The following is a 5,943-nucleotide window of genomic DNA, read 5'->3' as shown; positions in this document are numbered from 1 at the left end:
TGCGCCTGGCCGTCGCAGCCGCACTGGACTGAGGGCGGCGCCGGGCCGCGTCGCAGCATCCCGGCGGTACCAACTACTCATGCACCCCAGTTTCGGTCACGCCACCGGTCCCACTCATGTCAGACACCCCTGATAATGCCCCCTGGCCCGGATCGGTCTCTCGTCCCATCCGGACCCGCCGGCGTTTCCGTGATGCCCGGCGCTGCGCATGGATTCCGGACTGCGGACCCAGGACGAGCCCGTGACCGGGCAGCGGAGGGCGGATGCCGCGGCATCCGCGCAGATCGCGGCCGGCGCGTCCTCCCGCCTCCGCGGCGCCGGGCCGGCGCGCGCCGCCGATGAGGATCCCGGGACGTCCGTCCGGCCCTCGGGCCGTCCCGGGCGCCCGAAGCTGTGCCGCCCGCTGGACCGGCGCTGGCTCGGCGGAGTGTGCACCGGCGTGGCCGACCACCTGGGCTGGCCGGCGTGGGTCGTGCGGGTGTGCTTCGTCCTGCTCGTGGGCGCCGACTACATCGGCATCATCTTCTACGGCCTGGCCTGGTTGCTGATCCCGGCCAAGGTCCCCGATCACGAGGCGCCCGGACTCGAGATGGCTCGTCGTGCCGACATGCGGCGCACCGCCAGGAGCACGAGCCCGGCCGGTACCGGCGGCGCGCTGGCGGTCGTCGTCCTGTGCATCGGCGTGCTCATGCTCGTGCGCGCGCTGAACACCGCCCCGGGCGGGGTCTTCTTCTGGCCGATCATCCTGGCCTGCCTGGGCATCGCCCTGGTCTGGCGCCAGGTGGAGTCCCCGGAGGAGACCGGGCACGGGTACGAGGCCCCGCGCTGGCTGGCCCCTCTTGTCAGCCGGGAGCGCTGGGCGCTGCTGGTGCGCATGGGCCTGGCGCTGATCCTCATCGGCGCGGCCATCTCGCTGCTCGCCTACACCCAGATGGGCCAGCCCTATCTGCCGTCCATGCTCGCCGTCGCGGCACTGACCCTCATCGGCTTCGGCGTCGTCGCCGCACCCGCCATGAACCGCATGCGCAACAACCTCGCGGCGGCGCGTGAGGCGAGGATCGTCTCGGACGCCCGGGCCGACATGGCCGCCCACCTTCACGACTCCGTCCTGCAGACGCTGGCCCTCATCCAGCGCCAGGCGGGCGACCCCAAGGCTGTCGCCTCGCTCGCCCGCCGCCAGGAGCGCGAGCTGCGCGCCTGGCTGTACGGCGAGCAGGACGGCCCCGAGACCTTCAGGGCCGCCCTCGTCCAGGCGGGCGCCGAGATCGAGGACGAGCGCGGCGTGCCCATAGAGGTGATCTGCGTCGGCGACGCGGACAATACGTCCGGTCTGGAGGCCACGCTGCGCGCAACCCGTGAGGCCATGATGAATGCCGCCAAGCACTCCGGCACGGACAAGATCGACGTCTACGCCGAAGTGGGGCCCGAGACGGTCGAGGTGTTCGTCCGCGACCGCGGCAGGGGCTTCGATCCGAACCAGATCGGTGAGGACCGCATGGGCGTGAAAAAATCGATCACCGAACGCATGGAGCGCTACGGTGGCCGGGCAGTCATCCGCACGGCCCCTGGCGAGGGAACGGAAGTAAGACTGGAGATGACGCGATGACCAACGTCCCGCATGCCCTTGTGAGTCCCGAGCAGCCCGAGCACGAGGGGCCGTGGCGGGTCGTCCTCGTGGACGACCACGCCATCTTCCGCGCCGGCGTGCGGCACGAGCTCACCAGTTCGGCGCCCGACCGTGTCGACGTCGTTGGCGAGGGCGAGGACGTGCCGAGCGCCGTCAGGATCATTCTCGACACGAGACCCGAGGTCGTCCTGCTCGACGTCCACCTGCCCGGCGGCGGGGGGGCCGAGGTCGTCACGAGGGTGCACAAGAGCGCGCCCGAGGTGACCTTTCTGGCCCTGTCGGTCTCCGATGCGGCCGAGGACGTCATCGGCGTCATCCGCGCCGGCGCCCGCGGCTATGTCACCAAGTCCATCAGCACCGACGACCTGGTCGATGCCATCAGCCGTGTCGCCACCGGCGACGCCGTGTTCAGCCCCCGCCTGGCCGGTTTCGTCCTGGACGCCTTCTCCGGCTCCATCTCGGTCGCCAGCGTCGACGAGGACCTCGACCGCCTCAGCCAGCGCGAGCGCGAGGTCATGAAGCTCATCGCACGCGGCTACACCTACAAGGAGGTCGCCAAGGAGCTGTTCATCTCGATCAAGACGGTCGAGACGCACGTGTCGAGCGTGCTGCGCAAGCTCCAGCTGTCGAACCGTCACGAGTTGACGAAGTGGGCCACCGACCGCAAGCTGGTCTGAGCGGCACGCCGGGCCGGCTCAGAAGAGGGGCCGCCAGGGGGCAAGCAGGCTCTCGGTGAACTTGGCGATCCGGTTGCGCCTCTCCCAGCGGTCCAGATCGACCTCGCGGCAGTTCGTCAGGTCGGTGGCGAAGATCCCCTCGAGCGCAGCGGCGACCGCCGACGAGATGATCTCGGCATTGATCTCGTAGTTGCCCACCAGCGAGAGGCGGTCGAGGTTGGCGGTGCCGATCGTGGACCACTGCCCGTCGATCGTCGCCGTCTTCGCGTGGACCATGGCGTTCTGGTACAGGAACAGGCGGATGCCGTCGCGCAGCATGCCCGAGTAGAAGCCCCTGCTCAGCCAGTCCGTGAGCACGTGGTTCGACTCGGCCGGGACGATGATCCGCACGTCGACCCCGCGTTTGGCGGCCCGGCCCAGGGCGGTGCGGAAGTCGTCGTCGGGAATCAGATAGGCGGTCGTCAGCCAGATGTTCCTCTGAGCCCGGTCGATCGCCTCGAGGTACATGTTGCGGATCGGGTAGACCGACCAGCGCGGCACGTTGCGCTGCAGGGTGATGGGACCGCCCCAGCTGCGCTCGGCCGCGTCGGGCAGCTCGGGCCGTGAGGACGGGCGCCACCAGAACAGGTGCACCGGGCGCATGTTCCAGTAGTCGATGAAGGCGTTCTCGAACTCGGCCACGCACGGTCCGGCGAAGCGGCCGTGGGTGTCGCGCCAGGAGTCGGCGTACAGCGAGCCGATGTTGTAGCCGCCCATGAAGGCCACCTTCCCGTCGACGACGAGCAGTTTGCGGTGGTCCCGCCCCGAGTAGCGCAGATTCCAGAAGGCGGCCGACTGGAGCAGCGGGTGCGTCTTGACGTGGATCGACCTGGGCAGGTTGAAGAAACGGGGATCGACGACGATGTTCGCGAAGGAGTCGTAGACGACGTAGACCTCCACGCCCCGTTCGGCGGCGCGGATGAGCGCCTGCTTGAAGCGCCGGCCCATCCCGTCGCCCTTCCAGATGAAGGTCTCGAAGTAGATGCGGTCCCTGGCCGCGTCGATGGCGGCGAGCATGTCGGGGTACAGGTCCTCGCCGAACGAGTAGACCGTCACCTCGTCGTGATGGGCGCTGGCCTCGACCACGGGGCTGTGCGGGAACTCGGGCGGTCCCTGGCGGCGCTTGCGCACATGGTCCATCGTCATGACTGCCGCGGCCGCGGTGACCTGGGCGGCCGCGACAGCCGTGAGCGCGACGCCGATGGCGCGCTTGACGCGCTGGGGAATCAAGGGCATGGGGGTGATTCTAGGAGCGCCCGGCCTCCTCGCCCGGATGGCGCCCGACCGTGGACACGCCGCGGAGCGATCGTCCCGGGCGGGCGCGCCTACGATTGGTGGGTCATGACTGCTGATGCCCCGTCCGATCCGTTCGCCGCCTTCGGCGCCCGTCTCGACGCCCTCCACGAGGCCCCGGCGCCTGCCGCGCCGGTCCCGTCCGGGGCCGGCCGGGCGGGCGATGCCGGGCTGCTCGAGGGCCTGAACGGGCCCCAGCGCGAGGCCGTCGTCCATACCGGGGCGCCAGTCCTCGTCGTGGCCGGTGCCGGTTCGGGCAAGACGCGCGTGCTGACGCGCCGTATCGCCCATCTCATCTCCCGGCGCGGCGTGCACCCGGGCTCGGTCCTGGCGATCACCTTCACCAACAAGGCGGCCGCCGAGATGCGCGCCCGCGTCGGCGACCTGGTCGGCCGGCGCGCCCGGGCGATGTGGGTCTCCACCTTCCACTCCGCCTGCGTGCGCATCCTGCGCTCCGAGCTGGGCGAGGCCCCCGAGCTCGGTCTCGAACGCAATTTCTCGATCTACGACGACACCGACGCCCGCCGCCTCATGGCGCTGGTACTGCGCGATGAGAACGTGGACGCCAAGAAGTTCCCGCCCCGGTCGCTGCTCGGCCGGGTCTCGAATGCCAAGAACGAGCTGGCCGGCCCCGATGAGGCCCCGGCCGGCTCGGCGAGCGGCGACGACGCGCTCTACTCGCGGGTCTACGCCGAGTACGACCGGCGGCTGCGCGCCGCCAATGCGATGGACTTCGACGACCTGATCGTGCTGACGGTCAGGCTCTTCCAGACCCACCCGGACATCCGCGAGAGGTACCGTCGCCGCTTCCGCCACGTCCTCGTCGACGAGTACCAGGACACCAACCACGCCCAGTACATGCTCATCCGCGAGCTCTGCTCGCCGGTCGAGCCCCTGCCGGGAGCCCCGATGGTCGACCCGCCCGAGCTCATGGTGGTGGGCGACTCGGACCAGTCCATCTACGCCTTCCGCGGCGCCGATGTGCGCAACATCCTCGACTTCGAACAGGACTTCCCCGGCGCCCGCACGATCCTGCTGGAGCAGAACTACCGCAGCACGCAGACGATCCTGTCGGCGGCCAACGCCGTCATCAGCAACAACCCGGATCGCCCCGCCAAGAAACTGTGGAGCGAGGTGCCCGGCGGCGAGCGCATCACCGGCTATGTCGCCGACACCGAGCACGACGAGGCCCGGTGGATCGCCGACGAGATCGACCGGCTGCACGACGAGGAGCACTGCAGGTACTCCGACACGGCCGTCTTCTACCGCACCAACGCCCAGTCGCGCCCGTTCGAGGAGGTCTTCGTCCGCCTCGGGCTGCCCTACCGTGTGGTCGGGGGAGTGCGCTTCTACGAGCGCCGCGAGGTGCGCGACGCCCTCAGCTACCTGCGGGCCGTCGTCAACCGCGCCGACGACGTCTCGACGCGCCGCATCCTCAACGTGCCCAAACGAGGCATCGGCGCCCGGGCCGAGGCGGCCCTCGAGGTCTTCGCCGCCGACGAGCGGATCACCTTCGCCGGGGCCATCGACCGTGTCGACGAGGTGCCGGGCATGGCCACCCGCTCGCTCAAGCGGGTGCGGGCCTTCGGTGAGCTGATGAACGGCTTCCGCGGCCTCGCCGAGCGGGGCGCCCCGGCCGATCAGGTGCTCGCCGCCGTCCTGAAGGACTCGGGCCTGCTGGACGAGTTGAAGGCGTCGAAGGACCCGCAGGACGAGACCCGTGTCGAGAACCTCGTCGAGCTCGTCGCGGTGGCCCAGGAGTTCGTCGCGCAGGCACACGTCGTGGACCTGCGGGCCGACCAGGTCGCCGCCGAGGACGAGGAGCTGGACGCCCGGGCCGTCGAGGGCGACGACTCGCTGGGCGCCTTCCTGGAGCGCATCGCCCTGGTCGCCGACTCCGACCAGATCCCCGACGCCGACCCCGACTCGCCCGGCGTCGTCACGCTCATGACCCTGCACACCGCCAAGGGCCTGGAGTTCGACAACGTCTTCCTCACCGGCATGGAGGACGGCGTCTTCCCGCACCTGCGCGCGCTGGCCGACGCCCGCGAACTGGCCGAGGAGCGCCGGCTCGCCTATGTGGGCATCACCCGCGCCCGCGAACGCCTGTACTGCTCGCGCGCCGGCGTCCGCTCGGCCTGGGGCGCTCCGCAGTACAACCCGGCCAGCCGCTTCCTCGAGGAGATCCCCGCCGAGCTCATCGACTGGCAGCGCACCGGCGCCGAACTGGACACCTGGGCCCTGAGCGCCGGGGCCCGCACGAGCGCCTCCCGGCGCGCCGCCGGCCAGCCCGGTCGGGACGGCTCC

At 70.6% G+C, this 5,943-nt stretch carries 4 protein-coding genes; 3 read left to right on the top strand and 1 reads right to left on the bottom strand.

Annotated features, from left to right (window positions below):
• Positions 1-241 precede the first annotated feature (241 nt).
• Positions 242-1,606 (top strand): PspC domain-containing protein, encoded by a 1,365-nt coding sequence (locus R2N01_RS10970; protein WP_316671133.1) that lies wholly within the window; start codon positions 242-244, stop codon positions 1,604-1,606.
• Positions 1,603-2,304: a response regulator transcription factor gene (locus tag R2N01_RS10965; RefSeq protein ID WP_316671130.1), complete on the top strand. Its 702-nt coding sequence runs from the start codon at positions 1,603-1,605 to the stop codon at positions 2,302-2,304. Before R2N01_RS10970 ends, R2N01_RS10965 begins: the two co-directional genes overlap by 4 nt.
• Before the next feature lie 18 nt (positions 2,305-2,322).
• On the opposite strand, the gene R2N01_RS10960 is transcribed toward R2N01_RS10965, so the two are convergent.
• Positions 2,323-3,579 (bottom strand): phospholipase D-like domain-containing protein, encoded by a 1,257-nt coding sequence (locus tag R2N01_RS10960; protein WP_316671128.1) that lies wholly within the window; start codon positions 3,577-3,579, stop codon positions 2,323-2,325.
• 105 nt (positions 3,580-3,684) lie between these two features.
• On the opposite strand from R2N01_RS10960, the gene R2N01_RS10955 reads away from it, so the two are divergent.
• Positions 3,685-5,943, top strand: a 2,259-nt coding sequence (locus R2N01_RS10955) for a UvrD-helicase domain-containing protein (RefSeq protein ID WP_316671125.1), incomplete at its 3' end; no start/stop codon positions are given.

The sequence above is a fragment of the uncultured Propionibacterium sp. genome (assembly GCF_963539965.1).
Lineage (GTDB): Bacteria > Actinomycetota > Actinomycetes > Propionibacteriales > Propionibacteriaceae > Propionibacterium.
Note: the sequence above shows the minus strand (reverse complement) of the source record. Positions and strands in the feature narration are given on the sequence as shown.

Bases quoted from the DNA above. Each gene is read 5' to 3' on its own strand.
- R2N01_RS10965 (WP_316671130.1), top strand. From the start codon at position 1,603: ATGACCAACGTCCCGCATGCCCTTGTGAGTCCCGAGCAGCCCGAGCAC.
- R2N01_RS10960 (WP_316671128.1), bottom strand. From the start codon at position 3,579: ATGCCCTTGATTCCCCAGCGCGTCAAGCGCGCCATCGGCGTCGCGCTC.